The 24,628-nt window shown below is 72.2% G+C and carries 23 protein-coding genes; 9 read left to right on the forward strand and 14 right to left on the reverse strand.

From position 1 onward, the window contains the following. Positions 1 to 38: 38 nt before the first annotated feature. Positions 39 to 881 carry an SDR family oxidoreductase gene (locus AC067M_RS23490; RefSeq protein ID WP_478698970.1) on the forward strand — a complete coding sequence of 281 codons (843 nt, stop codon included), beginning with the start codon at positions 39 to 41 and terminating at the stop codon, positions 879 to 881. A 40-nt stretch (positions 882 to 921) separates the two neighbouring features. On the opposite strand, the gene AC067M_RS23495 is transcribed toward AC067M_RS23490, so the two are convergent. Continuing rightward, positions 922 to 2,613: a DUF885 domain-containing protein gene (locus tag AC067M_RS23495; protein ID WP_478698971.1), complete on the reverse strand. Its 1,692-nt coding sequence runs from the start codon at positions 2,611 to 2,613 to the stop codon at positions 922 to 924. Between the two features lie 32 nt (positions 2,614 to 2,645). After that, a complete protein-coding gene (locus AC067M_RS23500) occupies positions 2,646 to 3,140 on the reverse strand; it encodes an Lrp/AsnC family transcriptional regulator (RefSeq protein ID WP_478698972.1) in 495 nt (164 codons plus the stop codon). 61 nt (positions 3,141 to 3,201) lie between these two features. On the opposite strand from AC067M_RS23500, the gene AC067M_RS23505 reads away from it, so the two are divergent. Further along, positions 3,202 to 4,395: a trans-sulfuration enzyme family protein gene (locus AC067M_RS23505; protein ID WP_478698973.1), complete on the forward strand. Its 1,194-nt coding sequence runs from the start codon at positions 3,202 to 3,204 to the stop codon at positions 4,393 to 4,395. A 2-nt stretch (positions 4,396 to 4,397) separates the two neighbouring features. Here the strand turns inward: AC067M_RS23505 and AC067M_RS23510 are convergent, their stop codons facing one another. The 3 genes from AC067M_RS23510 to pdxR all read right to left on the reverse strand — a co-directional run bounded on the left by AC067M_RS23510 (position 4,398) and on the right by pdxR (position 8,937). Next, positions 4,398 to 5,648 carry a GNAT family N-acetyltransferase gene (locus tag AC067M_RS23510; protein ID WP_478698974.1) on the reverse strand — a complete coding sequence of 417 codons (1,251 nt, stop codon included), beginning with the start codon at positions 5,646 to 5,648 and terminating at the stop codon, positions 4,398 to 4,400. Positions 5,649 to 5,799: 151 nt separating this feature from the next. Next, positions 5,800 to 7,374 carry an alkaline phosphatase D family protein gene (locus tag AC067M_RS23515; protein WP_478698975.1) on the reverse strand — a complete coding sequence of 525 codons (1,575 nt, stop codon included), beginning with the start codon at positions 7,372 to 7,374 and terminating at the stop codon, positions 5,800 to 5,802. Positions 7,375 to 7,497: 123 nt separating this feature from the next. Next, complete coding sequence (pdxR, locus tag AC067M_RS23520; protein WP_478698976.1) at positions 7,498 to 8,937, reverse strand: MocR-like pyridoxine biosynthesis transcription factor PdxR; 1,440 nt, start codon at positions 8,935 to 8,937, stop codon at positions 7,498 to 7,500. Positions 8,938 to 8,984: 47 nt separating this feature from the next. On the opposite strand from pdxR, the gene AC067M_RS23525 reads away from it, so the two are divergent. Further along, complete coding sequence (locus AC067M_RS23525) at positions 8,985 to 9,965, forward strand: DMT family transporter (RefSeq protein WP_478698977.1); 981 nt, start codon at positions 8,985 to 8,987, stop codon at positions 9,963 to 9,965. Positions 9,966 to 10,185: 220 nt separating this feature from the next. Here AC067M_RS23525 and AC067M_RS23530 read toward each other — a convergent pair whose 3' ends face one another. Next, positions 10,186 to 11,028: an alpha/beta fold hydrolase gene (locus AC067M_RS23530; RefSeq protein WP_478698978.1), complete on the reverse strand. Its 843-nt coding sequence runs from the start codon at positions 11,026 to 11,028 to the stop codon at positions 10,186 to 10,188. A 104-nt stretch (positions 11,029 to 11,132) separates the two neighbouring features. Continuing rightward, positions 11,133 to 11,786 carry an NADPH-dependent F420 reductase gene (locus tag AC067M_RS23535; RefSeq protein WP_478698979.1) on the reverse strand — a complete coding sequence of 218 codons (654 nt, stop codon included), beginning with the start codon at positions 11,784 to 11,786 and terminating at the stop codon, positions 11,133 to 11,135. Positions 11,787 to 11,890: 104 nt separating this feature from the next. Here AC067M_RS23535 and AC067M_RS23540 point away from each other — a divergent pair, with 104 nt between their 5' ends. Together AC067M_RS23540 and AC067M_RS23545 are read left to right on the forward strand one after the other, a co-directional pair. Continuing rightward, positions 11,891 to 12,772: an RNA polymerase sigma-70 factor gene (locus tag AC067M_RS23540; protein WP_478698980.1), complete on the forward strand. Its 882-nt coding sequence runs from the start codon at positions 11,891 to 11,893 to the stop codon at positions 12,770 to 12,772. Between the two features lie 180 nt (positions 12,773 to 12,952). Next, the gene (locus tag AC067M_RS23545; RefSeq protein WP_478698981.1) at positions 12,953 to 13,714 is read left to right on the forward strand and encodes a GntR family transcriptional regulator; all 762 of its coding nucleotides are present in this window, start codon (positions 12,953 to 12,955) and stop codon (positions 13,712 to 13,714) included. Positions 13,715 to 13,758: 44 nt separating this feature from the next. Here the strand turns inward: AC067M_RS23545 and AC067M_RS23550 are convergent, their stop codons facing one another. The 3 genes from AC067M_RS23550 to AC067M_RS23560 form a co-directional block, all read right to left on the reverse strand. Continuing rightward, positions 13,759 to 14,916, reverse strand: a complete 1,158-nt coding sequence (locus tag AC067M_RS23550) for an ROK family transcriptional regulator (protein WP_478698982.1) — start codon at positions 14,914 to 14,916, stop codon at positions 13,759 to 13,761. 133 nt (positions 14,917 to 15,049) lie between these two features. After that, positions 15,050 to 15,712, reverse strand: coding sequence for a response regulator transcription factor (locus AC067M_RS23555; RefSeq protein WP_478698983.1), 663 nt, complete (start codon positions 15,710 to 15,712; stop codon positions 15,050 to 15,052). Between the two features lie 14 nt (positions 15,713 to 15,726). Then, the gene (locus tag AC067M_RS23560) at positions 15,727 to 16,884 is read right to left on the reverse strand and encodes a sensor histidine kinase (protein ID WP_478698984.1); all 1,158 of its coding nucleotides are present in this window, start codon (positions 16,882 to 16,884) and stop codon (positions 15,727 to 15,729) included. Between the two features lie 108 nt (positions 16,885 to 16,992). Here AC067M_RS23560 and AC067M_RS23565 point away from each other — a divergent pair, with 108 nt between their 5' ends. The 3 genes from AC067M_RS23565 to AC067M_RS23575 are packed head-to-tail and all read left to right on the forward strand — an operon-like array spanning position 16,993 to position 19,109. Beyond that, positions 16,993 to 17,919, forward strand: a complete 927-nt coding sequence (locus AC067M_RS23565; protein WP_478698985.1) for an ATP-binding cassette domain-containing protein — start codon at positions 16,993 to 16,995, stop codon at positions 17,917 to 17,919. Further along, positions 17,916 to 18,641, forward strand: a complete 726-nt coding sequence (locus AC067M_RS23570; protein ID WP_478698986.1) for an ABC transporter permease — start codon at positions 17,916 to 17,918, stop codon at positions 18,639 to 18,641. The genes AC067M_RS23565 and AC067M_RS23570 overlap by 4 nt, the downstream gene beginning before the upstream one ends. 57 nt (positions 18,642 to 18,698) lie before the next feature. Further along, on the forward strand, positions 18,699 to 19,109 hold the full coding sequence (locus AC067M_RS23575) for a hypothetical protein (protein WP_478698987.1): 411 nt from the start codon (positions 18,699 to 18,701) through the stop codon (positions 19,107 to 19,109). A gap of 33 nt (positions 19,110 to 19,142) precedes the next feature. Here AC067M_RS23575 and mug read toward each other — a convergent pair whose 3' ends face one another. The 3 genes from mug to AC067M_RS23590 all read right to left on the reverse strand — a co-directional run bounded on the left by mug (position 19,143) and on the right by AC067M_RS23590 (position 21,723). Next, entirely contained in the window at positions 19,143 to 19,688 is a 546-nt protein-coding gene (gene mug / locus AC067M_RS23580) for a G/U mismatch-specific DNA glycosylase (RefSeq protein WP_478699114.1), read from the reverse strand. After that, positions 19,685 to 21,127 carry an adenylosuccinate lyase gene (purB, locus tag AC067M_RS23585; protein WP_478698988.1) on the reverse strand — a complete coding sequence of 481 codons (1,443 nt, stop codon included), beginning with the start codon at positions 21,125 to 21,127 and terminating at the stop codon, positions 19,685 to 19,687. The genes mug and purB overlap by 4 nt, the downstream gene beginning before the upstream one ends. A gap of 125 nt (positions 21,128 to 21,252) precedes the next feature. Further along, the gene (locus AC067M_RS23590) at positions 21,253 to 21,723 is read right to left on the reverse strand and encodes a hypothetical protein (protein WP_478698989.1); all 471 of its coding nucleotides are present in this window, start codon (positions 21,721 to 21,723) and stop codon (positions 21,253 to 21,255) included. A 205-nt stretch (positions 21,724 to 21,928) separates the two neighbouring features. Between AC067M_RS23590 and AC067M_RS23595 the strand changes: the two genes are divergently transcribed. After that, entirely contained in the window at positions 21,929 to 24,307 is a 2,379-nt protein-coding gene (locus AC067M_RS23595; protein ID WP_478698990.1) for a hypothetical protein, read from the forward strand. Between the two features lie 101 nt (positions 24,308 to 24,408). On the opposite strand, the gene AC067M_RS23600 is transcribed toward AC067M_RS23595, so the two are convergent. Next, positions 24,409 to 24,624: a hypothetical protein gene (locus tag AC067M_RS23600; RefSeq protein ID WP_478698991.1), complete on the reverse strand. Its 216-nt coding sequence runs from the start codon at positions 24,622 to 24,624 to the stop codon at positions 24,409 to 24,411. Between the last annotated feature and the right edge of the window lie 4 nt (positions 24,625 to 24,628).

The following is a 24,628-nucleotide window of genomic DNA, read 5'->3' on the forward strand; positions in this document are numbered from 1 at the left end:
AGTGCGTCGCCCGCGCCCGCGGCCCATCATGGGTGCCCATGCCCCTCCTCCCGCCCCCCGCCCCCGAAGACCTCCGCCGCGAACCCCTGCCCCTGCGCGGCCGGACCGCGCTGGTCACCGGGGCGAGCAGACGGGCCGGGATCGGGCACGCGGTGGCGCGGCGGCTCGTCGCGTACGGGGCGAGTGTGTATCTGCACCACCACGTGCCGCACGACGCCGCGATGCCCTGGGGCGCCGACCGGCCCGAGGACGTGACCGCGTCCGTCCGCGCGGCACAGGGCGACCCCGACGCGCTCGTCGTCGCGGGACCCGGCGACCTGTCCGACCCGGCGGTGCCCGCCGAACTCGTCGCCACCGCGGCCTCGGCACTCGGCGGACGGCTCGACATCCTCGTCGCCAACCACGCCCTCAGCGGCTCCGACGGCACCCTCGACGAGATCGACGCGGCGATGCTCGACGCCCACTGGGCCGTCGACACCCGCTCGGTGCTGCTGCTCGTACAGGCGTACGCCAAAGCGCGTACCGCCGCGGCGCCCGAGCCGGGTGGGCGCGTGGTGATGATGACGTCCGGGCAGGACATCGCGGGCGGCATGCCGGGCGAGATCGCCTACGCCCTCCAGAAGGGCGCCCTCGCCTCGATCACCCGCTCCCTGTCGACCACGCTCGCCGAGCACGGCATCACGGTGAACACGGTCAACCCCGGTCCCGTGGACACCGACTACCTGACCGGCGAGACCTATGCGGGCGTCGCCGCCCGCTTCCCCGCCGGCCGGTGGGGCATGCCCGACGACCCGGCCCGCCTCATCGCCTGGCTGGCGACGGACGAGGCGGGCTGGATCACGGGGCAGGTGATCGACTCGGAGGGCGGGTTCCGGCGCTGACCGGCTGATCGACCGGCTGATCGGCCGAACAGCCGGTCGATCAGAGCGCGGCCAGCTCGTCCACCAGGTCGTCCAGGCCCAGCGAGCCCTGCGACAGCGCCGCCATGTGCCAGGCCTTCAGGTCGAACGCGTCGCCGTGGCGCTCGCGCGCCTTCTCCCGGCCCAGCAGCCAGGCCCGCTCGCCGATCTTGTAGCCGATGGCCTGGCCAGGGATCGTGAGGTAGCGGGTCAGCTCGCTCTTCACGAAGTCCGCCGGACGGCTGCTGTGCGCGCCGAAGAACTCCTGGGCCAGCTCCGGAGTCCAGCGCTCGCCCGGGTGGAAGGGGGAGTCGGCCGGGATCTCCAGCTCCAGGTGCATGCCGATGTCGACGATCACGCGAACCGCCCGCATCATCTGCGCGTCCAGATAGCCGAGCCGCTGCTCCGCGTCCGTGAGGAAGCCCAACTCGTCCATCAGCCGCTCCGCGTACAGCGCCCAGCCCTCGGCATTGGCGCTGACGATGCCGACGGTGGCCTGGTAGCGGGAGAGGTTCCCCGCCACGTGCACCCACTGCGCGAGCTGGAGGTGGTGACCGGGGACGCCCTCGTGGTACCAGGTCGAGACGAGGTCGTAGACCGGGAACCGGGTCTGGCCCATCGTCGGAAGCCAAGTGCGGCCGGGCCGCGAGAAGTCCTCCGACGGCGGCGAGTAGTACGGGGCCGCCGCGCCACCGGGCGGCGCGATGCACGCCTCCACCTTCCGCACCCGCTCGGCGAGGTCGAAGTGGGTGCCGTCGAGGGACTCGATGGCCTGGTCCATCAGGCCCTGCAGCCACTCCCGGACCTCGTCCACGCCCTCGATGTTCCGGCCGTGCTCGTCGAGGTGCGCGAGCGCCACCCACGGCGTGGCGGCGCCGGGAAGGACCTTCTCGGCCTCCTTCTCCATCTCGCCGAGAAGGCGGTGGTACTCGGCCCAGCCGTACGCGTACGCCTCGTCCAGGTCGAGGTCCGTACCGTTGAAGTAGCGCGCCCAGCGGGCGTAGCGCTCCCGCCCGACCGTGTTCGGCGCGCCCTCGATCGCCGGCACGTACACCGCACGCATCCAGTCCCGCAGCTCCACGACGGCCGCGGTCGCCGTACGGGCGGCCTCGTCCAGCTCGGCACGCAGCGACTCGGGTCCGGCGGACGCGAAGTCCTCGAACCAGCCGCGGCCGGACCCGTCGGTGTCCGCCCACTCGGAGAGCTGCTCGACGAACGTGGCGGTCGGGCGCGGCGCCGCGAACAGCTTGCGCTCCAGGCCGAGCGCCAGGGACGCGCGGTAGCCCGCCAGCGCGGCAGGCACCGCGCGCAGCCGCTCGGCGATCGCCGCCCAGTCCTCGTCCGTCTGCGTGGGCGTCACCGTGAACACCTCGCGCACGTGGTGGGCCGGCGTGGCCATGTTGCCGACCGCGCGCAGGCTCTCCTCGGCCTCGTGCACGGCGAGTTCCGCGGTGAGCCGCTCGCGCAGCAGGCGCGCGCAGCGGCGCTCGATGTCACTGTCCGCGCCGGGCCGGCGCTCCGCCTCGTCGAGCCGCGCGAGGGTCGTCCGCGCCAGCTCGGCGAGGGCCTCCTGACCGGCCGGCGAGAGGTCGGGGAGACGGCTCGAACTCTCCCGTACGCCGAGGTAGGTGCCGGTGACCGGATCAAGGGCGATGAGCTCGTCGACGTAGGCGTCGGCGACCTCACGGGGCAGCGGGCTGTTGGTCTCTGACATGCGGACCATCCTCGTACGAGGGGCCGCGGCCGTCACCCGGATTGCGCCGACGGCGTAGCGGGTGGCAGCAGCGGTCCGCACTCCCACTGCTGGAAGATCAACCGGGTCTCCACGCGGGCCACTTCCCGCCGTGCGGTGAACTCGTCCAGGACCAGCCGTTGCAGGTCCACCATGTCCGCGACCGCGACATGGACGAGGTAGTCGTCGGGCCCCGTCAGGTGGAAGACGGTCCGCGCCTCCGGCAGCGCCCGGATCCGCTCCACGAACGGCCCGACCAACTCCCGCCGATGCGGCCTGACCTGCACGGACAGCAACGCCTGCAATCCACGGCCCAGTTTGGCGGGATCGACCCGCAGCCGATGCCCGAGTATCACGCCGGCCCGGCGCAGCCGGGTCACGCGGTCCAGGCAGGTCGACGGCGCCACCCCGATCTGGGCGGCGAGGTCACGGTAGGTCGTCCGGGCGTCGTTCTGCAGCAGCCGCAGCAGCTGGAGATCCACCGGATCCAGTACGACGGATTCGGTCATCGGCCGAACGTAACACGTCACTCCACCGATGTGACCCGGTCGGTGTTCACCCTTTCCGACCATGGACTCAGCGAGCACGCACGTGTACGACGAGGTACGCCGCACCACGGTGAGAGCACCCCGCGCACTGGCCACCGAGGCCGTGCACGCCGGGCGGGACGACCTGGCCGAGCAGGGCCTGCACGCCCCGCCGATCGACCTGTCCACCACCTACCCCTCCTACGACAGCCGGGGCGAGGCCGCGCGCATCGACGCCTTCGCCACCACCGGCGCCGAGCCGGACGGCCCGCCGGTCTACGGCCGCCTGGGCAACCCGACCGTCGCCCGCTTCGAGACGGCCCTGGCCCGTCTGGAGGGCACCGAGAGCGCGGTCGCGTTCGCCAGCGGCATGGCCGCGCTGACCGCGGTCCTCCTCGTACGGGCCTCCCTCGGCCTGCGCCATGTCGTGGCCGTACGCCCGCTGTACGGCTGCAGCGACCACCTGCTGACCGCCGGGCTGCTCGGCTCGGAGGTGACGTGGACCGACCCGGCCGGGATCGCGGACGCGCTGCGCCCGGACACCGGCCTGGTGATGGTCGAGTCCCCGGCCAACCCGACCCTGGCCGAAGTCGACCTGAGGGCCGTCGCCCACGCCTGTGGCAGCGTGCCGTTGCTCGCGGACAACACCTTCGCCACTCCCGTGCTCCAGCGTCCCGCCGAGCAGGGCGCGCGGCTGGTGCTGCACAGCGCCACCAAGTACCTCGGGGGCCACGGGGACGTGATGGCGGGGGTGGTGGCCTGCGACGAGGAGTTCGCCGGGCGGCTGCGGCAGGTGCGGTTCGCCACCGGCGGGGTGCTGCATCCGCTGGCCGGATACCTGCTGCTGCGGGGCCTTTCGACGCTGCCGGTCCGGGTGCGGGCCGCTTCTGCGAACGCCGCCGAGCTCGCCCGCCGGCTCGCCGCCGACCCGCGCGTCACCCGCGTCCACTATCCGCGCATCGGCGGCGCGATGATCGCCTTCGAGGTGGCCGGCGACCCGCACGAGGTCATCGGCGGTGTCCGCCTGATCACCCCTGCCGTGAGCCTCGGCAGCGTCGACACCCTCATCCAGCACCCGGCCTCGATCAGCCACCGCATCGTCGACGCGGACGACCGCAGGAGTGCCGGGGTGAGCGACCGGCTGCTGCGGCTGTCGGTGGGCCTGGAGGACGTCGAGGACCTGTGGGCCGACCTGGACGGGGCGTTGGGAGTGCGGCAGCCGGTGTCTCGCGGTTGAGCTCAGTCCCGTACGAACCGTTCCGAGAGCTGGTCGGACGGCTGCCCGGAGCCGACCGCCGCGGTGTCCAGACGGGCCGTGACGACGAGGGTGCCCTCTTCGATCTGGTAGTCGAGGGGCAGGCCGAGGCCGCGCATCGCGGCGACCATGCCGGTGTTGGACGACTGTGTCACGGCGTACACGCTCGCGCAGTTCGCCTCCACGGCCATCGCGACCAGCCGGGAGAGGATTTCGCCGCCGAGACCGCGCCGCTGCCATTCGTCCTCGACGAGGAGTGCGACCTCCGTCTCGTCGCCGTCCCACAGCAGATGGCCGAGTGCGACGACCCGGCCGGAGGCGGTCCGCGCCGCGAGGGTGCGGCCGAAACGCGGGCTGAGCAGATGACCGAGGTAGCGGTCCGTGTCACCGACGGGACCGTGGTAGCGCATCCCGAGGGTGCGCGCGGAGCAGCGCTCGTGCATCGCCTTCGCCGCCTCGAGGTCGCCGGTGTCGGCCCGGCGGATGGTGATGTCGTTGCCCTCGGGCAGCGTCAGCACGTCGTGGCTGCGCGGGACGCGCGGGCCGAGGCGGGCGTCCAACTCGACCAGGGCGCGCGCCCGCGCGAACTCGGTCGGGGTGAACGGCAGATACGGCCGCTCCACGGTGATCACTCCGCCTTCCGGCGCCCGCAGCCGCATCACGGTGTCCTCCAGGACTCCCTCCACCGGCACACCGTCCGTGCCGCGGCCGCCGCCCGGGGGCTGCGCGGGCAGTGAGCGGATCGTGCACCGCCCGAGCAACTGCCGTAGGGCTAGCGGGAGTTCCGCCGCGTCCAGCGCGGTTCGGGTGGCAAGGCCCAGCACCCGGGTCGGCGCGTCCACCAGGTCGTGGGCGTCGGCCCGCTCGATCCAGGTGCCGGTGCCGCCCGCCAGCGACACCGTGCGTGCGATCTCGTCGGCCGCGAGTCCGCCAGGGGCGCGCAGCAGGAACTCGTCGACGGTGTCCGCGCCGAGCGGATGTGTCTGGAGGCTCAGGATGTCGACACGGTGGCCGGCGAGGGCCGTGCACAGCGCGGCCAGCGATCCCGGTTCGTCCTTCACCGTCGTGCGCATCCGCCACAGTCCGCTCTCCCCGGCCGGGGGCCGGGCACTGGTATCGCTCTTCGGAGGGGCGTGGCCGTGGCGGCGTGACCACCATGTGAAGGAGCCCGCCGTGGCGGCCAGGACGACGGTCGAGATCAGGAGCAGGGTCACATCGGACATGCCTTCAGTCATACGCCCACTGTGAAGGAAGGGTGTTGCGTGATCACGAACGGTTTGTGACTGATGGGTAAAGCGTGCTTCTGCCCTTTTTGTTTCCCTTTTGACGGTTGTGCCGCGTACCGCGGGATGACGCCGGTACGCGGCACCGTCAAGGCTACGGGAGTTACTGACCGACCCGCCCCGGCTGCAGCACCTGCGTGAACAGTACGGTGCCGTCCTGCTCGCGCAGCCGGACCGTCAGCTCCCCGCTGTCGCCGTCGATGTCGACCTCGCCGAAGAACTGGTACCCCTCGGCGGGCGAGACATTGGCCTTGGTCGGCGCCTTGACGAAGACGCGGTCCGGGCCGAAGGTGCCGTCCAGCGCGTTCGCCTGGAAGGCGCCCGCGTTGAGCGGACCGGAGACGAACTCCCAGAACGGCTCGAAGTCCTTGAACGCGGCCCGCGACGGGTCGTAGTGCTGGGCGGAGGTGTGGTGGACGTCCGCCGTGAGCCATACCGTGCCGGTGATCCGCCGGTGCTTGATGAAGCGCAGCAGTTCGGCGATCTGGAGTTCGCGGCCGAGCGGCGCGCCGGGGTCGCCCTGCGCGACCGCCTCGATGTTCGGCTTGCCGTCGGTGCCGTCCGGCACGACCAGGCCGAGCGGCATGTCGGAGGCGATGACCTTCCAGACCGCGCGGGAGCGGGCCAGCTCACGCTTGAGCCACTCCAGCTGCTCGCGGCCCAGGATGCCCACCGGGTCGGTGGTCTGGTTGTCGGGTGAGTTGGCGTTGCGGTACGTGCGCATGTCCAGGACGAAGACGTCGAGGAGCGGGCCGTACTTCTGCACCCGGTAGACCCGGCCGTCGGGGCGGCGCAGCGTCGAGATCGGGAAGTACTCCGAGAACGCCTGCCGGGCGCGGGCGGCGAGCACGTCGACGTTCTTCTCGGTGTAGCGGGTGTCGGCGAAGATCTCACCCGGGAACCAGTTGTTGGTGACCTCGTGGTCGTCCCACTGGATGATGGAGGGGACCCGGGCGTTGAAGGCCCGCAGGTTCTCGTCCAGCAGGTTGTAGCGGAAGTTGCCACGGAACTCCGCCAGCGTCTCGGCGACCTTCGCCTTCTCCTGGGTGGTGATGTTCCGCCAGGTCCGCCCGTCGGGCAGGGTCACGGTCTCGGTGAGAGGGCCGTCGGCGTAGATGTTGTCACCGCTGCACAGGAAGAAGTCCGGGTCCACGGCGGCCATCGCGTCGTAGATCCGGTAGCCGCCGATCTCGGGGTTGATGCCCCAGCCCTGCCCGGCGAGGTCGCCGGACCAGACGAACCGCACGCCGTCGCGCCGCCTCGCGGACGCGGTCCGGAAGGTGCCGGTGACCGGCTCGCCCGTGCGGCGCGGGTCGTCCGGGTCCGCGAGCAGGACACGGTAGTGGATCTGCTCGCCGGCCGGCAGTCCGCGCAGCCGGGTCGTGCCGGTGAAGTCGGTGTCCGCGCCGAGGAGCGGGCCGTGCCATCTGTGCGCGTTGCGGAAGGACTCCGTCGCCGACGTTTCGACGATCATCCGGGCCGGGCGGTCGGAGCGCACCCACACGAGACCGGAGTCGGTCGTCACGTCCCCGGTCTGCACGCCCCAGCCGGCCTGGGGGCGCCCCGAGAGGGCGAACGCCGGTGCCGCGCCGAGGCCGACGGGCACGGTGAGGGCCGCCGACGCGGCCAGCGAGCCGCGCAGAACGCTGCGGCGGCCCGGGATCGGACGGTGTGACATGGGGTGCGCCTCCAGGGACGGGAACCGGCCAGTGTGCACTGCCACACCTACTGGGGCGTCGCGGCGCGGACGGAAACCGAAGGTGAACAACTGACCGAGGAACGTGCGCCTGGCGAGGGGGCGTCAGCCGCCCGCGGCCCCCGCCATCAGGCGCACTCCGTCCCGTATCCGTGCCGGCGACAGGTGCGCGTATCCCAGGACCAGGCGTACGGGAGCGTCCCCGTCGTCGGGCACACGCGCGTGCAGGTACGCCTCCAGCGGGCGCACCGCGATCCCCGCCGCCTCCACACGCGGGAGAAAGCCTGCGTGCGGGCCGTACCGTTCCGGCAGCGTGGCGATGACATGCAGTCCCGCCGCGATCCCGGACACCGCCGCGCCGGGGAAGTACTCCGCCAGGGCGTCCACGAGGGCGTCGCGCCGTTCGCGGTAGGCGCGCTGGCAGCGGCGCAGTTGGCGGTCGTAGTCGCCGCGCTCCAGGAAGCGGGCGAACAGTGCCTGGTCGAGAGTGGGGTGGCCGAGATCCATCGTCCGCTTGCGCTCGACGACCTCGTCCGCCAACGCCTCGGGCACCAGCAGCCAGCCCAGCCGCAGTCCCGGCGCGAGGGACTTGCTCACCGACCCGGCGTACGCCACCCGTTGCGGGTCGAGGCCCTGGAGTGCGCCGACCGGGGCGCGGTCGTAGCGGAAGTCGCCGTCGTAGTCGTCCTCGAAGACGAATCCGTCCACCGAGCGCGCCCAGTCGAGCAGTTCGGTGCGGCGCGGCGCCGAGTAGGCGATGCCGGTCGGGAACTGGTGCGCGGGGGTCGTCACCACCGCCCGTACGCCCGAACCCGTCAGCGGACCGACCGCGACCCCCTGGTCGTCCAGGGGCAGCGGTACGGCCTTGACGCCGGCCGAGGCGTACAGGTCGCTGTGCTGCGGGCTGCCCGGGTCCTCGACGCCGACGGTACGGATCCCGCGCGCGTGGAGGGCGAATCCGAGCAGCGTGGCCGCCTGGGCCACTCCGGAGACGACCACGATCCGCTCCGGATCGGCGACCACGCCCCGGCGCCGGGCGAGGAGTTCGGCCAGAGCGGTGCGCAGCCGGGGCAGGCCGCGCGGATCGGGGTAGCCCAGTTCGTGATGCGGCAGCCCGTTCAGTACCGCCCGCTGGGCGGCGGCCCAGGCCGCGCGCGGGAACAGCGACAGGTCCGGCGTTCCGGGTACGAAGTCGGCGTGGGCGCCGGGGGAACGCGGGGCAAGGTCACGCGCGCGTGCGGGTGCGGCCCGTACCGCACCGCCCACCCAGGTCCCCGCGCCGCGGCCACTGCGCAGGTACCCCTCCGCCGTGAGCTGCTCGTACGCCTCCGTGACCAGGCCGCGTGACACGCCCAGGTCGGCGGCGAGGTCCCGGCTCGACGGCAGCCGGGTGCCCGGAGCGAGCCGACCCGCGCGGATCGCCTCGCGCAGGGCCGCCTGGAGTGAGCGGCCACGCGCGCGTGCGGGTGCCGAGGCGGCGGGCAGAAGCACTTCCCACGCGGCGGAGGGGGAGCCGCCGGCCGGATTGGTCCCCGATGACGTCATGGGAGTGGACCTTAAACCGGACCGCCGCGCTTCCTAGCGTCGCCATCATGAACGCCACCACCACGCGCGGAGCCCTCCTCGCCGCGCTCGCCTGCGTCCTCGTCGGCGCGTCCTTCACCGCCAACAGCGTCCTCGGCGACTACCCCTACGCGGGCGGCCAGGCCCTGCGCTACGGTCTGGCCTGGCTCCTGCTCCTCCCGCTGGTCCGTGGCGAGGCGAAGGCCCGGCTGCGGACCCTCGCGCCGCGCCAGTGGGCCCGCCTGGCCCTGCTCGCGGCCGTCGGCATGGTCGGCTTCAACCTTGCCGTGCTCGCGGCGGAGCGCTCCGCGGAACCGGCGGTGCCGGGTGTCTTCGTCGGCTGCGCGCCCGTGATCGTGGCCGTGGTGGTGCCTCTCCTGGACGGCCGCCACCCTCAACGCGTCGTCCTGTACGGGGCGTTGGTCGTCGCCATCGGCGCCTGTGTGGTCCAGGGGTGGGGGCGCACGGACGGTGCCGGCATCGCCTTCTCGGCGTGCGCGCTGGCCGGCGAGGTCGGCTTCGCGGTCCTCGCGGTGCCGGCGTTGCGGTCCCTCGGGCCCCGGCTGCTGTCAGCCACGGTGTGCGGCATCGCCGCGGTCGAGTCGGCGGCGACCGGCCTCCTCATCGACGGCGCCGGATGGCTCCGGCTCCCCGACGCCGGCGAGACCGCCGCGCTGCTCTGGCAGGCGGCCGTCGTCACCGTCATCGGCTTCGTCTGCTGGTACATGGGCATGCAACACATCGGCGCCGAACGCGCCACCCTCTTCTCCGGCCTCATCCCCGTCGCAGCGGCCTGCACCGCCCCGCTCGTCGGAACGGGCTCCTACGGGGTGGCACAGGTGGCGGGCAGCGCACTGGTGGGGGCCGGGGTGGCATTGGGGTCGGGGGTGTTGCGGCGGGGTCCGGCGTCGGGGGCTGGGGTTGTCGGGCTCGGGGGACCCGCAGAGCACCCGCGCGGCTCCGGGACTCCTGACAACGGCGCCGCGCGAGGCGCCGAGCGACGGCCCTGAGCCGTGGCTCCGGCACCCTGCGACGTGCCCCGAGCGCACGTCCGCCGATGAGGCGCCGCTGCCTTCCTCCGACGTGATCCGCCATACGCGCGATCCAGTGCCGTGACCGGAAAGGTCCACCGGCGCCCGGCGCCCGGCACGGCTCTCCCACGCTCGGCTTCGCTCGCGCGGGAGGGCCCCGCCGCCGCGAGCTTCCCGGCGAACCTTTCCGGTCACGGCACTAGCGGAGCGTCTCGCGGCTGCCGTCGAGGATGACGCGGGCGACCAGGGCCGGGTCGTCGTTCATGGGGCAGTGGCCGCAGCCGGGGAGGCGGACCAGGCGGGCCTGGGGGATGATCCGCTTGGCGCGGATGCCCTGGCGGCGTACGAGCAGCATGTCCCTGGTGCCCCAGGCCACGGTGACGGGGAGCCCGGCGACGGCGTCGGTGAACTGGACGGTGGCGCCGGCCCGCAGGGTCTGGTCGAACCCCGTGGCCTGCGCCAGCGCGAGCGTCTCGGCGACCACGGCCTCGGGTGAACGGCGCGCAGGACGGGCGTAGATCGTGCTCGTCAGTGCCGTGCGGCCGGCCGCGGAGCGCGAGAGCTGCTCCACCAGGGGCAGCGGCAGCCGTCGGGAGATGTGGCGCATCGCGAGCAGGACGCCGAAGGCGTAGCGCCGTTCGGCCTGGGACCAGAAACCGGCCGGCGACAGGGCCGTGACGGACCGTACGAGCCTCTCGCGGCCGAGTTCCAGGGCCAGCAGGCCGCCCAGCGAGTTGCCCGCCACGTGCGGCCGTTCGAGCCCCAGTGCCTCGCAGAACGCGCCGAACACAGCGGTCGTCGTGGGCAGGTCGTAGGCGAGCCCCTCCGGCAGGCCGGGCGAGGCACCGAACCCGGGAAGGTCCACGGCGATCACGTCGCGTTCGGCGGCGAGGATGTCCACCACCGGGTCCCAGGCCTGCCGGTGGTGGCCGATGCCGTGCAACAGGAGCAGCGGGTCGCCGGTGCCCACGCGCGCGTAGGACACGGTCACGCCCTGCGGGCCGTGGGAGGAGGGGACCTTGAAGGAGACGGTGTCGGACATGGGTGCTCCTCGTATGGGACTCGCCGGTTCGCCGCTTCGCCGACTCGTCGGCGCACGCGCGCAAGACAGCTTGTCAGCAATTGCTACCGACGGGTAGCCCCCACTTACCGCGCCCGCCGCACCTCGAAGTTGAACTCCCCGTGCCCGAAGCCCTGGAACAGGCGGAGCCACAGCGGCAGCACCATCTCCATGGCGCGCGCCGCCTGGATGCCACCCAGGTCGAGCACGCGCTCGCGCGGCCAGCCGAACTCCCCGAGGAGCGCGGTCACCTGCTCCTTGGCGTCCGCGTCCTCACCACACACGAACAGGTTGTGGTCGCCCGGCACCTTGTCCGGGGCCACCATGACCCGGCAGTTCACCGTGTTGAGGGCCTTCACCACGCGCGCGTCCGGGAACGCCCGCTGGATCTGCTCGCCCACGCTGTCCGAGTCCACGGGCGACAGCCGCAGCTCCCCGTCCTCGAACGCGAGGGGGTTGGAGACGTCGACGACGACCTTCCCGGCGAGGTTCTCCGCCCCCGCGGCCTGCAGCGCGGCGAGCGCCACCCGGCCGCCCACGGCGTTCACGACCACTTCGGCGCCCGCGGCCGCCGCCGCGAACGTCCCGGCGTCCGCCCGGTCGCCCGCGTCGCGGGCCCAGTCCACGGCCACGGGGTTGTCCCCGGTGCGCGAGCCCAGCGTCACCTGGTGGCCCACCTCCACCAGTTTCCCGCCGAGCGTACGGCCGGCCTCGCCCGTGCCAAGCACCGCGTACCGCATGCGTCTCCTCCTGTTCCCCGGGCCACCCCGGCTTCCCGGCCATTCTGGGTCGGAACGCCACGCTTCGCCTGGACACGACGGGGCGCGTCGGATGGGATGAAGCCGTGACCGCCGACACCGCGACCGATGTCTTCGAAACACACCGACCCGTCCTCATGGGCGTCGCCTACCGCATGCTCGGACGCGTGGCCGACGCCGAGGACGTAATCCAGGACGCCTGGCTGCGCTGGTCCGCCGCCGACCGGAGCGAGGTCCGCGAACCCCGCGCCTACCTGGTCCGTGTCACCACCCGCCTCGCCCTGGACCGCCTGCGCCGGATCAAGGAGCGGGGCGAGGCCTACGTCGGCCCCTGGCTGCCCGAGCCGTACGTCACCCACTTCGGGGACGCCGTCCCCGACACCGCGGAGCGCGCGGTACTCGCCGACTCCGTCTCCCTCGCCGTCCTCGTCGTCCTCGAGTCGCTGTCACCACTCGAACGGGCGGTGTTCGTCCTGAGGGAGGCGTTCGGATTCCCGTACGCGGAGATCGCCGCCATGCTCGAACGTGCCGAGCCCGCCGTACGCCAGCTGGGTGCACGGGCCCGCAAACACGTCGACGAGCGACGCCCGCGCTACGACGTCGACCCCGCCCAGCGTCGCGAACTGACCGAACGGTTCCTGGCCGCCGCCGTGGAGGGTGACCTGGAAGGCCTCATGGCACTGCTCGCCCCGGACGCCCGGCTCGTGGGCGACAGCGGTGGCCGGGCGAAGGCGCCGCTACGGGTGCTGGAGAGCGCCGACAAGGTGGGCCGCTTCCTCGCGGCCGTGGCGAACTCGGGCGTCCCGGATCTGTCGGTGCGCTTCCTGGAGATCAACGGCGGTCCTGCCGTGCTGGCCCTGTCCGGGGGCAAGCCGGACTCCGTCTTCCAGCTCGACATCGCGGACGGCCGCATCCAGTCCGTCTACATCATCCGCAACCCCGACAAGCTGCGGTCGCTGGCCGCGTGACGCGGCCCGTACGAACGCCTCGTGAACGTTTCCCGCGCACCTCCCGGGGTGCGCCGTGGCCATCAAGCATTGGTCTTGACCAAGGGTGAGGGCCGCCTTATGGTCGCAGATAAGTGCAACAACCTTTAATAAACAAGGGCGCTAAAACGCCGCCGGATCACGGCGATTGCGGAGGACAGGGTGGGGACCACGCAGTTGGAGACGGTGCCGGAACCGAAGTACTGGCATCTCAGGACCGTGCTCAGCGAGGCACTGGAATCGGAGTTCACGGTGGGCGAGATCCTGCCCAACGAGCGCGATCTCGCCGCCCGCTTCGGCGTCGCCCGCGCGACACTCCGCCAAGCCCTGGAACAGCTCGAACTGGAAGGCAGGCTCCAGCGCCGTCGCGGAGTCGGCACGACCGTCGCCCCGCCGCGCATGGGCGTGGCCGTGGGCACGGAGTCGCACGACTGGCCGGGGGCGGCCGGCGACGCTTGGCAGCCCGCCGACTGCGCCGTGGCGGTCCCGCCGGCGGCCGTCGCCGCAGCGCTGGAGACCGGCCGTGAGGAGGCCGTGCACACCGTGCGCCGCTCCCGGATGAGCCATGGCCAGCCCGTCGCCGCCGAGCTGCTCTACGTCCCCCAGGCGTCCGTGCCCGACCTCTCCGCCATCGACGCGCCGTCCGCGGCGGCCCGCGCGCGCTCCGTCCTGCGCGAGCTGCAGCGCCTGGAGCTGGAAGGACAGGACCGCGCCGTGGAGCTCGGCTCGGCCCGCGCGGACGACGCGAAGGAGCTCGACCGGCTCCCCGGGGCGCCCGTCCTGGTCGTCACGACCCGATTCTTCGCCGAGGGCCGCACCGCCGCGCTCTCCGTGGCCACGTACCGCGCGGACACCTGCCGCCTCACGTTCGGCGCGTCCGGCGGCGTCGAGATCCACCACGGTCCGGAACGCCGGGCGTCCTGAACGACGCACCGCCGCACCGCCACACCGCCCAGCGGTGTGGCGGATCAGCGGCGGGCCGTGACCGTACCCTCCACCGCGAACAGCTGCTCCTCGACATGGTCGAGGGCCAGCCGCAGCGCGCCCGTCGCGACCGCGGCCTCGCCGAGGAGGGACAGGGTCACCCTCGGGGGGCGCAGGCAGTAGCGCGACAGCTCCTGCCGCAGTGGCTCCAGTACGCCGTCCAGTCCGGCCGCCCAGCCGCCGACGACGACCAGCTCCGGGTCGAGGGCGAGGACCAGCGCCGCCACGTCGTGCACGAGCCGCTGGAGGAAGCGGTCGACGGCGGCCCGGGCCCGCTGGTCACCCTCGCGGGCCTGCGCGAAGACCTTGGCGACCGCCTGCTCGTCCAGCGGATGCAGCGGCTCGTCCGTGGTGGACAGCAGCGTCTCCGGGGTCACCTCGCGGCCCAGCAGGTGCAGCGCGCCGATCTCGCCGGCCGCCCCGCCGTACCCCCGGTGCAGCCGCCCCCCGATCAGCGCACCCGCACCCGGGCTGAGCCCGGCCAGCACCATCACGATGTCGTCGGACTCGCTGGCCGAGCCCTTCCAGTGCTCGGCGACGGCGGCTGCGTTGGCGTCGTTCTCCACGAGCACCGGGCACTTGAAGGAGCGACTCAGCCGCTCGCCCAGCCGCAGCCCCGTCCACTCGGGCAGCGCGGTGCCCAGCCGTATCGTTCCGTCCGCCTCGACGATCCCCGGCGTGCCGACGCCCACCGCCCGCAGGGAGCCGCGTGGCACCCCGGCCCGGCGCAACAGCTCGGTGACCGTGGTGCGCAGCCGCTCCAGACGGTCGTCCGCCGACGCCGTCTCGTCCACGTCCCTGGCCTGCGAGCCCAGCACCCTGCCGTCCAGGTCGGCGAGGAGCGCGGCCACGCGGTGCGCCCCTATCTCCAGGCCCAGCAGATGCCCCGCCTCCGCACGGAACCGGAACCGGCGCGCGGGCCGTCCCTGGCGCCGGGCAGCACCCTCCTCGGCCGCCTTCTCGACCACGAGACCGGCCGCGATGAGGTCCTCGACGACCCCCTCGACGGTCGGCCGGGACAGCCCGGTCACTCGCGTGACCTCCGTCAGCGTGGCGCAGTCCGTGGCACGCAGCGCGTGCAGCACCACCGCGGAGTTGATCCTGCGCAGCAGCGAGGGATCCCCGCCGGTCAACCGCCCCAACGTCCGTCCTCCCAGCTCGTGCGCGTGTGGGGCGGATCGTACTCGGCACGGTGAACTCCCGGCGAGTGCGATGGGTCACCTGTCCGCAGATGGCAGCCCGCCCACGGCCGGCGGCTGACTGCCGTCCGCCGGATCAGCCCGGTGCCACGAACCCCGACTCGTAGGCCGTGATCACCGCCTGTGTGCGGTCCCGGGCCCCCAGCTTCGCGAGGACCGAGCTCACATGTGACTTCACCGTCTCCGCCCCGACGACCAGCCGGGCCGCGATCTCCCCGTTCGACAGCCCGCGCGCCATCAGCCGCAGCACCTCGGCCTCGCGCTCGGTCAACCGGGCCCGCTCCAGCAGGTCCCGGGCCGCGCGGTTGCCCCCGTCGTCGCCGTACTCCGCCGCCAGCCGCCGAACGGACGCGGGGAACAGCAGCGACTCGCCCTCGGCGACCAGCCGCACAGCGTGCACGATCTCGGCGGGCCGGGCCCGCTTCAGCAGGAACCCGTCGGCGCCCGCGCGCAGCGCCTCGTACACGTACTCGTCGTTCTCGAAGGTCGTCACGACGACGATCTTCGGCGGATCGTCCACCGTCCGCAGCACCGCGCGCGTGGCCTCGATCCCGTCGAGGAGCGGCATGCGTACATCCATGGCGACCACGTCGGGCCGCAGCTGCCGGACCAGCGGGATCACCGCGGCCCCGTCGGCGGCCTCCCCGACGACCTCGATGTCGGGCTGCGCCTCGAGCACGGCCCGCAGACCCGCGCGGACCAGGGGTTCGTCGTCGACGAGGAGAACGGTGACCGGCATCCGGTCAGCCTAGATCAACCCAACGGCAGCTCGACATGCACCTGCCAGTCACCCTCGTGCGGGCCGGTGTGCGCGCGGCCGCCGAGGAGGGCCGCGCGTTCCCGTATCCCGCGCAGACCGCTGCCCCGGCCGGGCCCGGGTATGTCGGCGGTGAGCGGATTGCGGACCTCCAGGGCGAGGGAGTCCTCGGCGACTTCGATGCGGACCCGGACGGGGACGGATCCCGCGTGCCGCAGCACGTTGGTCAGCGATTCCTGCAGGATGCGGTAGCCCTCCCTGGACACCGGGCCGGGGACGGTCTCCAGCGGCCCCGCGAGATCGGCGTCGACCTTCGCCCCCGAGGCCCGCGCGGACTCCAGCAGCCGGTCGGCGTCCGTCAGCGTCGGCCGGTTGCTCACCGGCCGCTCCGACTCGCGCAGGATGCCCAACACCCGTTCCAGGTCCTCCAGGGCCGCCCGCCCGGTCTCCTCGATGGCACCCAGGGCGCGCTCGGTGAACGCGGGGTCGCCGGCCGCCCGTGCGGCGCCCGCCTGCACGACCGCGACGGTCAGCGCGTGACCGATGGAGTCGTGCAACTCGCGAGCGATGCGGGTGCGTTCGAGCAACTGCTCGGTGCGCTCCTCCAGCGTGGCGAGGCGCTCTGCGGCGGAGGGGCCGAGCAGCCGACGCGCGAGGGTGGTGACCAACTCGCCCAGGCCGACGACCGTGGCGTACAGCGCGATCAGTGGCAGCGGGGCGAGGAGGGCGTACGCCCAGTGCGGCTCCGAGACGGACAGCAGCGGATTGTCATCGGGGACATGCCCCAGGGCGGCCCCGGTCAGGTCCACGGTGAGGACCGGCAGCCACACGGTGGCGTAGCCGGCGGCCACGGACAGGGCCATGCGGGCCTCCAGCCACAGCATGGTGCGGAACCGGTCGCGCCACGTCGCCGACGGGATCGTGGAGATGCCCGAGTCCTCCTCACCGGGCGTCAGCAGCAGCTGTGCCTGCACGCCCTCGCCCTTGCGCACGCCCGGGACCAGCAGCCCCAGCGGAACGAGGACGAGCGCGGGCACCCACGGCTTGGACATGTCGATGAACAGCCACACGCTGACGATGAGCATCGGCACCCACAGGTGCAGCAAGCGCGTGTACGTCGTCCCCCGAAGCAGCGGGCGCAGGAAGCGGGCCATGGCGCCATCGTGGCACCCGCCACCGACAACGGACCTCCCCCGCACGGGGGAGGCGGTCTCCACCCGCGGGGGAGGCCCGGCTCCCGCTCCACCGGCCACGCTGCTGCCATGACCAGCATCGACGTCCAGGACCTCACCAAGGAGTACGGCACCCGACGAGCCGTGGACGACCTCACGTTCCGTGTCCTCCCCGGCCGCGTCACCGGCTTCCTCGGCCCGAACGGCGCCGGAAAGTCCACCACCATGCGGCTCGTGCTCGGCCTCGACCGGCCGACCTCGGGCTCCGCCACGATCGGCGGCCGCCCCTACGCCACCCTGAGCGAACCCCTGCGCCACGTCGGGGCGTTGCTCGACGCACAGGCCGCGCACGGCTCGCGCACCGGCCGCGACCATCTGCGCGCCCTCGCGGCGAGCAACCGTATCCCCGTCCGCCGGGTCGAGGAGGTGCTGGAGGAGACCGGCCTGGCACCGGCCGCGCGGCGCAGGGTGAGGACGTACTCCCTGGGCATGCGCCAACGGCTGGGCATCGCCGCCGCCCTGCTCGGCGACCCCGAGGTGGTCCTGCTCGACGAGCCCTCCAACGGCCTCGACCCCGAAGGCATCATCTGGATCCGACAGTTGCTGCGCCGGCTCGCGGGGGAGGGCCGCACGGTCCTGGTCTCCAGTCATCTCATGAACGAGACCGCCTCCTTCGCCGACCACCTCGTCGTCCTCGGTCGCGGCCGACTGCTCGCCGACACGCCGATGCGGGACTTCATCGACGCGCGCGTGCAGCCGCGCGTCCGGATCCGCACGACGGACGTCCCCGCGCTGGAGGACCTCCTCGCCCGGCACGGTCTGCACGCCGAGCGACACGAGGACGGCCACTGGACCGTGCAGCACGCGCGCGTGGACGACATCGGCCGACTGGCGTCCGGCGCGGGCCTGCCCCTTCTCGAACTGGCTGCCGAAGAGGGCACCTTGGAGCAGGCCTACCTCGACCTGACGACGACGGAAACCGAGTTCACCGCCCTTCCCCAGGAGGCCCGACGATGATGTTCGCCCCCGCTCTCCACTCGGAGTGGATCAAGATCCGTACCTTGCGCTCCCTGTGCGGCGCGCTGCTGGCGGTGTTCGCCGCGACCACGGCGTTCTCCGCGCTCGCCGGAGCCTCGGACACCTCCGACCCCGGTTTCGACCCGCTGTTCATGGCGCTGTCCGGGATCATCCCCGGCCAGATCGCCGCCGTCTCGTTCGGTGCCATGGCCGTGGCGTCGGAGTTCTCCGGGGGCGCGCTCCGGCTGACGCTCGCCGCGACGCCGCGCCGGGGACGGTGGTTCGCCGCGAAGGTGACCGCCATCGCCGTACCGGCCCTCGTCGTGGGACTGGCCACCACCCTCGCCGCCCTCATCGCGGCACGGGCCGGTCTCGGCGAGGCGGCGAGCGGACTCACGGTCGGTGAACAGGTGCGGGGTGTCGTGGGGGGCGGGGTGTATCTCATGCTGATGGCACTGTTCGCGGCCGGCCTCGCGGCTCTGCTGCGCAGCGGGACGGCCACGCTTTCCCTGCTGATCCCGTTCATCCTCGTCGTCTCGTTCGTGATCGGGGACGCGACCGGCACCGTCGCCGATTTCCTGCCCGACAAGGCCGGTCAGGTCGTCCTGTACGAGAGGCACGAAGGAACGCTGGGACCGTGGGCCGGCCTCGCGGTGACCGCGCTGTGGACGGCGCTCGCCCTGCTCGCCGGCGGCTGGAGCCTGCGTCGCCGGGACGCCTGACCACGACGGCCTTCTGACACCTCACCAATTGTCAGAGGTGGCCGGTTTACTGGAGGCATGAGCCCCGATCAGCACCTCGCCGGGATCGACCTGCTGGGCACCCAGGCGTTCCCGGCACAGCAGAGGTACGTCACCGCCGAGCTGGCGAGGAGCGTCGGTCTCACGGCCAAGGACCCCGCGGAGCGGATCACGGAGGCGGAGCGGTTCCACGACGACAGAGAGGACGCGGCCCGGATCCTGGCCGACGGCTGGGGCGCACCGGAACACATCGGCCTGCAGACGATACGGCTGCGGACGGCGACGGAGGAGATACCCGAACCCTGGGCCCGGCTCAGCCTCACCATGGCCGACGCCTACCTCTGGGAGCTGCGGGCGCACGGCCGTTGGGCGGTTCTCGGCGTGGCCGACGTCGACCCTGACGACGAGATCCAACTCCTCCTCGTCGTCACCGACATGGACCCGCCCTGACGGGTACCGGCACAGACCCGCCCTGACAGCCGGCTACTCCTGCGCCGACTCCCGCAGCCGGGCGAACTCCTCGGCCATCGTCGCCGCCGTCCAGTGCGCGTTCAGCCCACTGGGATTGGGCAGTACCCACACGCGCGTGCCCCCGATGACCCGCTCCTGCGGCCCCACACGGGCCTTCCGGTCATCGAAAGCGGCCCGGTAAGCGGTGACGCCCACGACCGCCAGCCAACGGGGCCGCAACCGCGCCACCTTCTGCGCGAGCCGCCGCCCGCCCTCCCGGTACTCCTCCGCCGTGAGTTCGTCGGCCCGGGCCGTGGCCCGCGCGACCACGTTGGTGATGCCGAGCCCGTACGACAACAACTCCTGCTGCTCCGAGGGCTTCATGAGCCTCGGAGTGAAGCCGGACAGATGCAGCACCGGCCAGAACCGGTTCCCGGGGCGGGCGAAGTGGTGACCCGTCGCCGCTGTCATCAGGCCGGGGTTGATGCCACAGAACAGCACGCTGAGGCCGTCCGCGACGACGTCCGGTACGAGACGGTCGCGGGCGGCCTCCAGCTCCGCCGGGGTGAAGCGCGTCAGAGGATCGCTCCGGGGGTGTAGCCCGCGGCCTCCGGGTGCCGCTTGACGATCTCCTCGATACGGCCGACGACGACGCCGACCTGGTCGGCGGCCGCGCCCGTGAAGGACAGCTTGTCGGCCATGAGGGCGTCCAGCTGCGCGCGGTCGAGCGGGATGCGCTCGTCGGCGGCGAGCTTGTCGAGCAGCTCGTTGCGCTCGGCGCCCTGCTCGCGCATCGCCAGCGCGGACGCGACCGCGTTCTCCTTGATCGCCTCGTGCGCGAGCTCACGCCCGACACCCGCGCGCACCGCGCCCATCAGCACCTTGGTGGTGGCGAGGAACGGCAGGTAGCGGTCCAGCTCGCGGGCCACGACCGCCGGGAAGGCGCCGAACTCGTCGAGCACCGTCAGGAAGGTCTCCAGCAGACCGTCGAGCGCGAAGAACGCGTCCGGCAGCGCGACCCGGCGCACCACCGAGCAGGACACGTCGCCCTCGTTCCACTGGTCACCCGCCAGCTCACCCGTCATCGAGGCGTACCCACGCAGGATGACCATCAGGCCGTTGACGCGCTCGCAGGAGCGCGTGTTCATCTTGTGCGGCATCGCGGAGGAACCGACCTGGCCCGGCTTGAAGCCCTCGGTGACCAGCTCGTGGCCCGCCATCAGCCGGATCGTCTTCGCCAGCGACGACGGCGCGGCCGCCAGCTGCACCAGCGCGGTCACGACCTCGTAGTCCAGCGAGCGCGGGTAGACCTGGCCCACCGACGTGAACGCCTGCGAGAAGCCCAGGTGGTCGGCGATCCGCTGCTCCAGCTCCGAGAGCTTCGACGCGTCCCCGCCGAGCAGGTCCAGCATGTCCTGCGCCGTGCCCACCGGGCCCTTGATACCGCGCAGCGGGTAGCGGCCGAGCAACTCCTCGACCCGCCCGTACGCCACGAGCAGTTCGTCGGCGGCGGTCGCGAAGCGCTTGCCGAGGGTGGTGGCCTGCGCGGCGACGTTGTGGGAGCGGCCGGCCATGACCAGCTCGCCGTACTCACCGGCGAGCTTGCCCAGCCGGGCGAGCACGGCCACCGTACGGTCGCGGACCAGCTCCAGGGAGAGGCGGATCTGCAGCTGCTCGACGTTCTCCGTGAGGTCGCGGGACGTCATGCCCTTGTGGACCTGCTCGTGCCCGGCGAGGTCGTTGAACTCCTCGATCCGCGCCTTCACGTCGTGCCGGGTGATCTTCTCGCGCTCGGCGATGGAGGCGAGGTCGACCTGGTCGAGGACGCGTTCGTAATCGGCGAGCGCGTCGTCGGGAACCTCGATCCCGAGGTCCTTCTGGGCCCGCAGCACGGCGAGCCAGAGCCGCCGCTCCAGCTTCACCTTCTGCTCGGGGGACCAGAGCGTGGCGAGCTCGGCGGAGGCGTACCGTCCGGCGAGAACGTTCGGGATGCGGGGCTTGGCGGGCGCAGGAGTCACGTGTACGGAGTTTACCCATCGTCCACGGTGGTCCATAACCGTCTACAGAGTGTGAGAACGTCCAGGTCAGAGGATTCGCGGACGGTCTGTGGTTCTCGCGATCCCCAGACGCGGGGGCCGGGCGCCTACAGCCAGTCGGCCAGCACTTCACGAAGGTGGAAGCCCTCGCCTCGCAGGAACAGGGCCGGGATCTCGACATCAGGGCTGCAGGCCGCCAGCTCCTCGCCCTCTTCCTCGTCGATGCCGCCGGTTCCCCCGGCCTGGATGACGAACGGCTTGTCGTCCGGGGCGTCGCCGGGCCGCTGCTGCCACTCGAACCCGTGGGAGCGAACGAACACCTCACCGAAGTACCAGTAAGCCACCTGCAGCCACGGCTCATCCGCCGCCTCCGCGGCCTTGACCTCCTCGTAGGAGGAGTAACGGTCCCGGATCGCCTGTTCCAGGCGGTCGAGGGACTCCATGCGAAAGGTCCATCCGCCGCCGGTCTCCTGCTCGCCGGTCTCCTGCTCCCACGTGGAGAAATCGGCCCGGCGCGCCGCAAGCCAGTTCTGCAGGCGAGGGTTGCCGGTCCACTCGTTGATCTCACTCCCGGTCATGGCACGGGAGCATACGCACGCCTGACACCGGGCCGGTAACGATCCGGCTTCCAGGCGGAGTTGACGTGTGCATACCGTGATTCCGGTGTGAGGAGGTGAAGTTGGCCCCTAGTGTGTGGGCTCGGCGGGACCAACGACCACGGGGGCCCTGGTCCGCCGAGCGGCACTCCAGAATCTGTTTCTGGGCCCCTCACGGGAGAACCACGTGAGCCACCCCATACCCAAGCGTCGCGAGCGCAGATTGCTGCGTATCGCGGTCGTGCTCGCCTGCGCGGGCGTCATGACCGCCGGAGGACTGCCCTCGTTGACCGGCGAGGCCGAGGCCAGACCGCCCCGCAAGGGCAAGCCGTGCCAGGAACTGTTCGACCTGACCGGCGACCCGGCACCGGACGGCTCCCTTCCCTGGGAGAACGACCGGGACAACGTGCGGGCCGCGATGGACTGGGACAGCTACCTCTACTCCAACCCGCGTCAGGCCATGGACGGCCTGAACGACCACCTTCCCGCCGACCCGGACGAGCGGAAGAAGTACCTCGACGGCATCGGCACCGACTACAAGAAGTACAAGGAGGGCACCCCCGAGCGGGTGTTCGCCCGGTACAACAACAACCAGCAGTTCGGCAAGCGCAAGGCCGCCTCGTTCCAGGAGTACCTGGACGACTTCTACATCGGCACCTACGCCAACAACCGGCGCGGCGACGCCTTCCACCGCAAGCTGGTCCAGGACCTGAAGCTGCTCGGGCCGGACTGGATCTGTGAGGAGGAGATCGAGGTCACCGACCCCAGGACCGGCAAGAAGGTCATCCGACGCCTGGACGCGGTCAACTACAAGACCAAGGAGTTCGTGGAGGCCAAGGCCGGAGGCGCCCACGACTCCCGGCAGAACAACTCCACCCGCGGCCTCATGCAGGACCCGCGCTTCAAGGACTTCCGGATGCGCTACGCCTTCGGCGCCTACCAGCTCGAGGACGACACCAAGCGCCTCATGGGCCAGTACCGCGAGGAGTTCGGACGCGATTCCCGAGGCCGGGCACGCCTGACCACCTACAAGCACGTGTCCACCGGCACGCCCGACTACACCCCGGGCAATTACAGCAAGAAGAACACCACCTTCACGCCGCCCGGCTCCGGCACCTCGTCCCGCGGCGGCGCGACCGACAACGTCAACCGGTCCGCCCCGACCCCGCTGGACGCGAAGCGGCAGCAGGAGCGGGCCCGCGCCCTCGACCCGGGCGGCAACCGTGTGCGCACCCCGGGCGGCATCGACTTCACCAGCCTCGAACTCCGCTACGTCGGAAAGCCCGTCAAGGGCAAGGGCGTCGACTACGCGTTCAGCGCGAACAAGGCCCCCGAGTCCAACCCCGGATGGGGCGGCCAGGCGAAGGCCGACATGTCCTCCGACGCCTTCTTCACCTGGCTCGCGCTCACCCCGGACAAGTTCTGGGTGAACCTCAACCCGGACCAGCCCGACACGATCATGGACGAGAAGTTCGCGTCCACCGACGCCGGGCGTGTTCTCCTGGAGGCCGACCTCCAGCTCAAGCACGACTTCTTCAAGGCGATGGACCCCAAGACCGACGTGGGCAAGCGGGCATGGGACGGCCTGGCCAAGCGCAACGGGTGGCCCTGCCTGCACTCCGGCCGGAACTGGATCGAGCCCAAGCCGGCGCAGGTCCGCGAGCAGGACGGCGGCATCTACATCCTGGACGCCCCGCTGAAGCTCCTGACCGCGCCCATGGACATCAACACTCCGGGTCCGGGTGGCGGTGAGGGCTGCGACCTGACGAAGGCCGAGATCGAGCACAACGAGGGCGTCCTGAAGGCCACGGTCGTCCCGCTCGTCGAGAAGTGGATCAACACCGCCCCCGAGTACGCCGACCTGCGCCGCGTCTACACCGCCCGCGTCGCCGCCGAGTGGGTGCGCCTCCAGGACGCCCAGGCCCCCACCGACTACCGCAAGATCATCAACAGCAACGACGTGAAGTCGTGGCCGCTGCGAGCTCCCCACCAGGGCTGGAAGAAGACCGACGTCTACAACAAGTACGTCAAGATCTTCAAGGAGGGTGAGTTCAAGTACGAACTCACCAAGGGCCAGGAGGTGTGGGTCATCACCGTCGGCGGTGTCGACTTCTCCAAGGCGCCCAAGAGCAACGTCACCAGCACGCGTTTCCGTACCGAGCACCCCAACCTGCCTCGCACCACGCAGATCAGCGTCCAGGCCATGACCGACGACGCCGAGAACGACAACCTGCTGTTCCTCGGCGGGAACACCGCGGGCCGTGCCGGTGACGGCAAGCCGGACCCGACGCCGACACCGACCGAGCCGGACCCGACGCCGACCGGGCCGGGCGACGACCCGTCGACGCCGACACCGACGCCGGCACCTTCGACGCCCGCCCCGGGCCCGTCCCAGACCGGCGGAAACACCCAGCCGCCGGCGAACCAGCCGGACCCGGACGGTGGCCTCGCCGACACCGGCTCCGACACCCCCGTCGGCCTGATCGTCTCCGCCGCCGCCGCCCTCGCCGCCGCGGGCGCGGCTCTGGTGTGGTGGATGCGCCGCCGCAAGGCCGCGGCCGAGTGACCTGACCGCGATCCACACGCACAACGAGAAGGACCCCACCCCCGGCGACCCCGGGGGTGGGGCCCTCCCGCATGTCCGCTACGACGCCCCGCGGGAGGCGCCTACCCGGGGGCCTCGGCCAACTCCGCCAGCACCCCCGCATGGCACAGCTCCGTCGGGGTGTCGTAGGCGAACGGGTTGTACAGCGGATGCCGGGGGAGGTCCCAGCCTCCCATGGTCCAGCGGCGGCCGACGTAGACGACGTCCGCGGGGGCGTCTTCCAGTCGGGGGCCGTACTCGTGGAGGCGGCCCCCGACGTGGATCACCCGCGTGGCCATGGCG

The sequence above is a fragment of the Streptomyces sp. NPDC043427 genome, from assembly GCF_056436655.1.

Coding starts and splice junctions, on each gene's coding strand:
- AC067M_RS23495 (WP_478698971.1), bottom strand. CDS start 2,613: ATGTCAGAGACCAACAGCCCGCTGCCCCGTGAGGTCGCCGACGCCTAC.
- AC067M_RS23500 (WP_478698972.1), bottom strand. CDS start 3,140: ATGACCGAATCCGTCGTACTGGATCCGGTGGATCTCCAGCTGCTGCGG.
- AC067M_RS23590 (WP_478698989.1), bottom strand. CDS start 21,723: ATGACCGGGAGTGAGATCAACGAGTGGACCGGCAACCCTCGCCTGCAG.
- AC067M_RS23565 (WP_478698985.1), top strand. CDS start 16,993: ATGACCAGCATCGACGTCCAGGACCTCACCAAGGAGTACGGCACCCGA.
- AC067M_RS23560 (WP_478698984.1), bottom strand. CDS start 16,884: ATGGCCCGCTTCCTGCGCCCGCTGCTTCGGGGGACGACGTACACGCGC.
- AC067M_RS23515 (WP_478698975.1), bottom strand. CDS start 7,374: ATGTCACACCGTCCGATCCCGGGCCGCCGCAGCGTTCTGCGCGGCTCG.
- AC067M_RS23510 (WP_478698974.1), bottom strand. CDS start 5,648: ATGACTGAAGGCATGTCCGATGTGACCCTGCTCCTGATCTCGACCGTC.
- AC067M_RS23555 (WP_478698983.1), bottom strand. CDS start 15,712: ATGCCGGTCACCGTTCTCCTCGTCGACGACGAACCCCTGGTCCGCGCG.
- AC067M_RS23575 (WP_478698987.1), top strand. CDS start 18,699: ATGAGCCCCGATCAGCACCTCGCCGGGATCGACCTGCTGGGCACCCAG.
- pdxR (WP_478698976.1), bottom strand. CDS start 8,937: ATGACGTCATCGGGGACCAATCCGGCCGGCGGCTCCCCCTCCGCCGCG.
- AC067M_RS23505 (WP_478698973.1), top strand. CDS start 3,202: ATGGACTCAGCGAGCACGCACGTGTACGACGAGGTACGCCGCACCACG.
- AC067M_RS23525 (WP_478698977.1), top strand. CDS start 8,985: ATGAACGCCACCACCACGCGCGGAGCCCTCCTCGCCGCGCTCGCCTGC.
- AC067M_RS23490 (WP_478698970.1), top strand. CDS start 39: ATGCCCCTCCTCCCGCCCCCCGCCCCCGAAGACCTCCGCCGCGAACCC.
- AC067M_RS23570 (WP_478698986.1), top strand. CDS start 17,916: ATGATGTTCGCCCCCGCTCTCCACTCGGAGTGGATCAAGATCCGTACC.
- AC067M_RS23535 (WP_478698979.1), bottom strand. CDS start 11,786: ATGCGGTACGCGGTGCTTGGCACGGGCGAGGCCGGCCGTACGCTCGGC.
- AC067M_RS23600 (WP_478698991.1), bottom strand. CDS start 24,624: ATGGCCACGCGGGTGATCCACGTCGGGGGCCGCCTCCACGAGTACGGC.
- AC067M_RS23530 (WP_478698978.1), bottom strand. CDS start 11,028: ATGTCCGACACCGTCTCCTTCAAGGTCCCCTCCTCCCACGGCCCGCAG.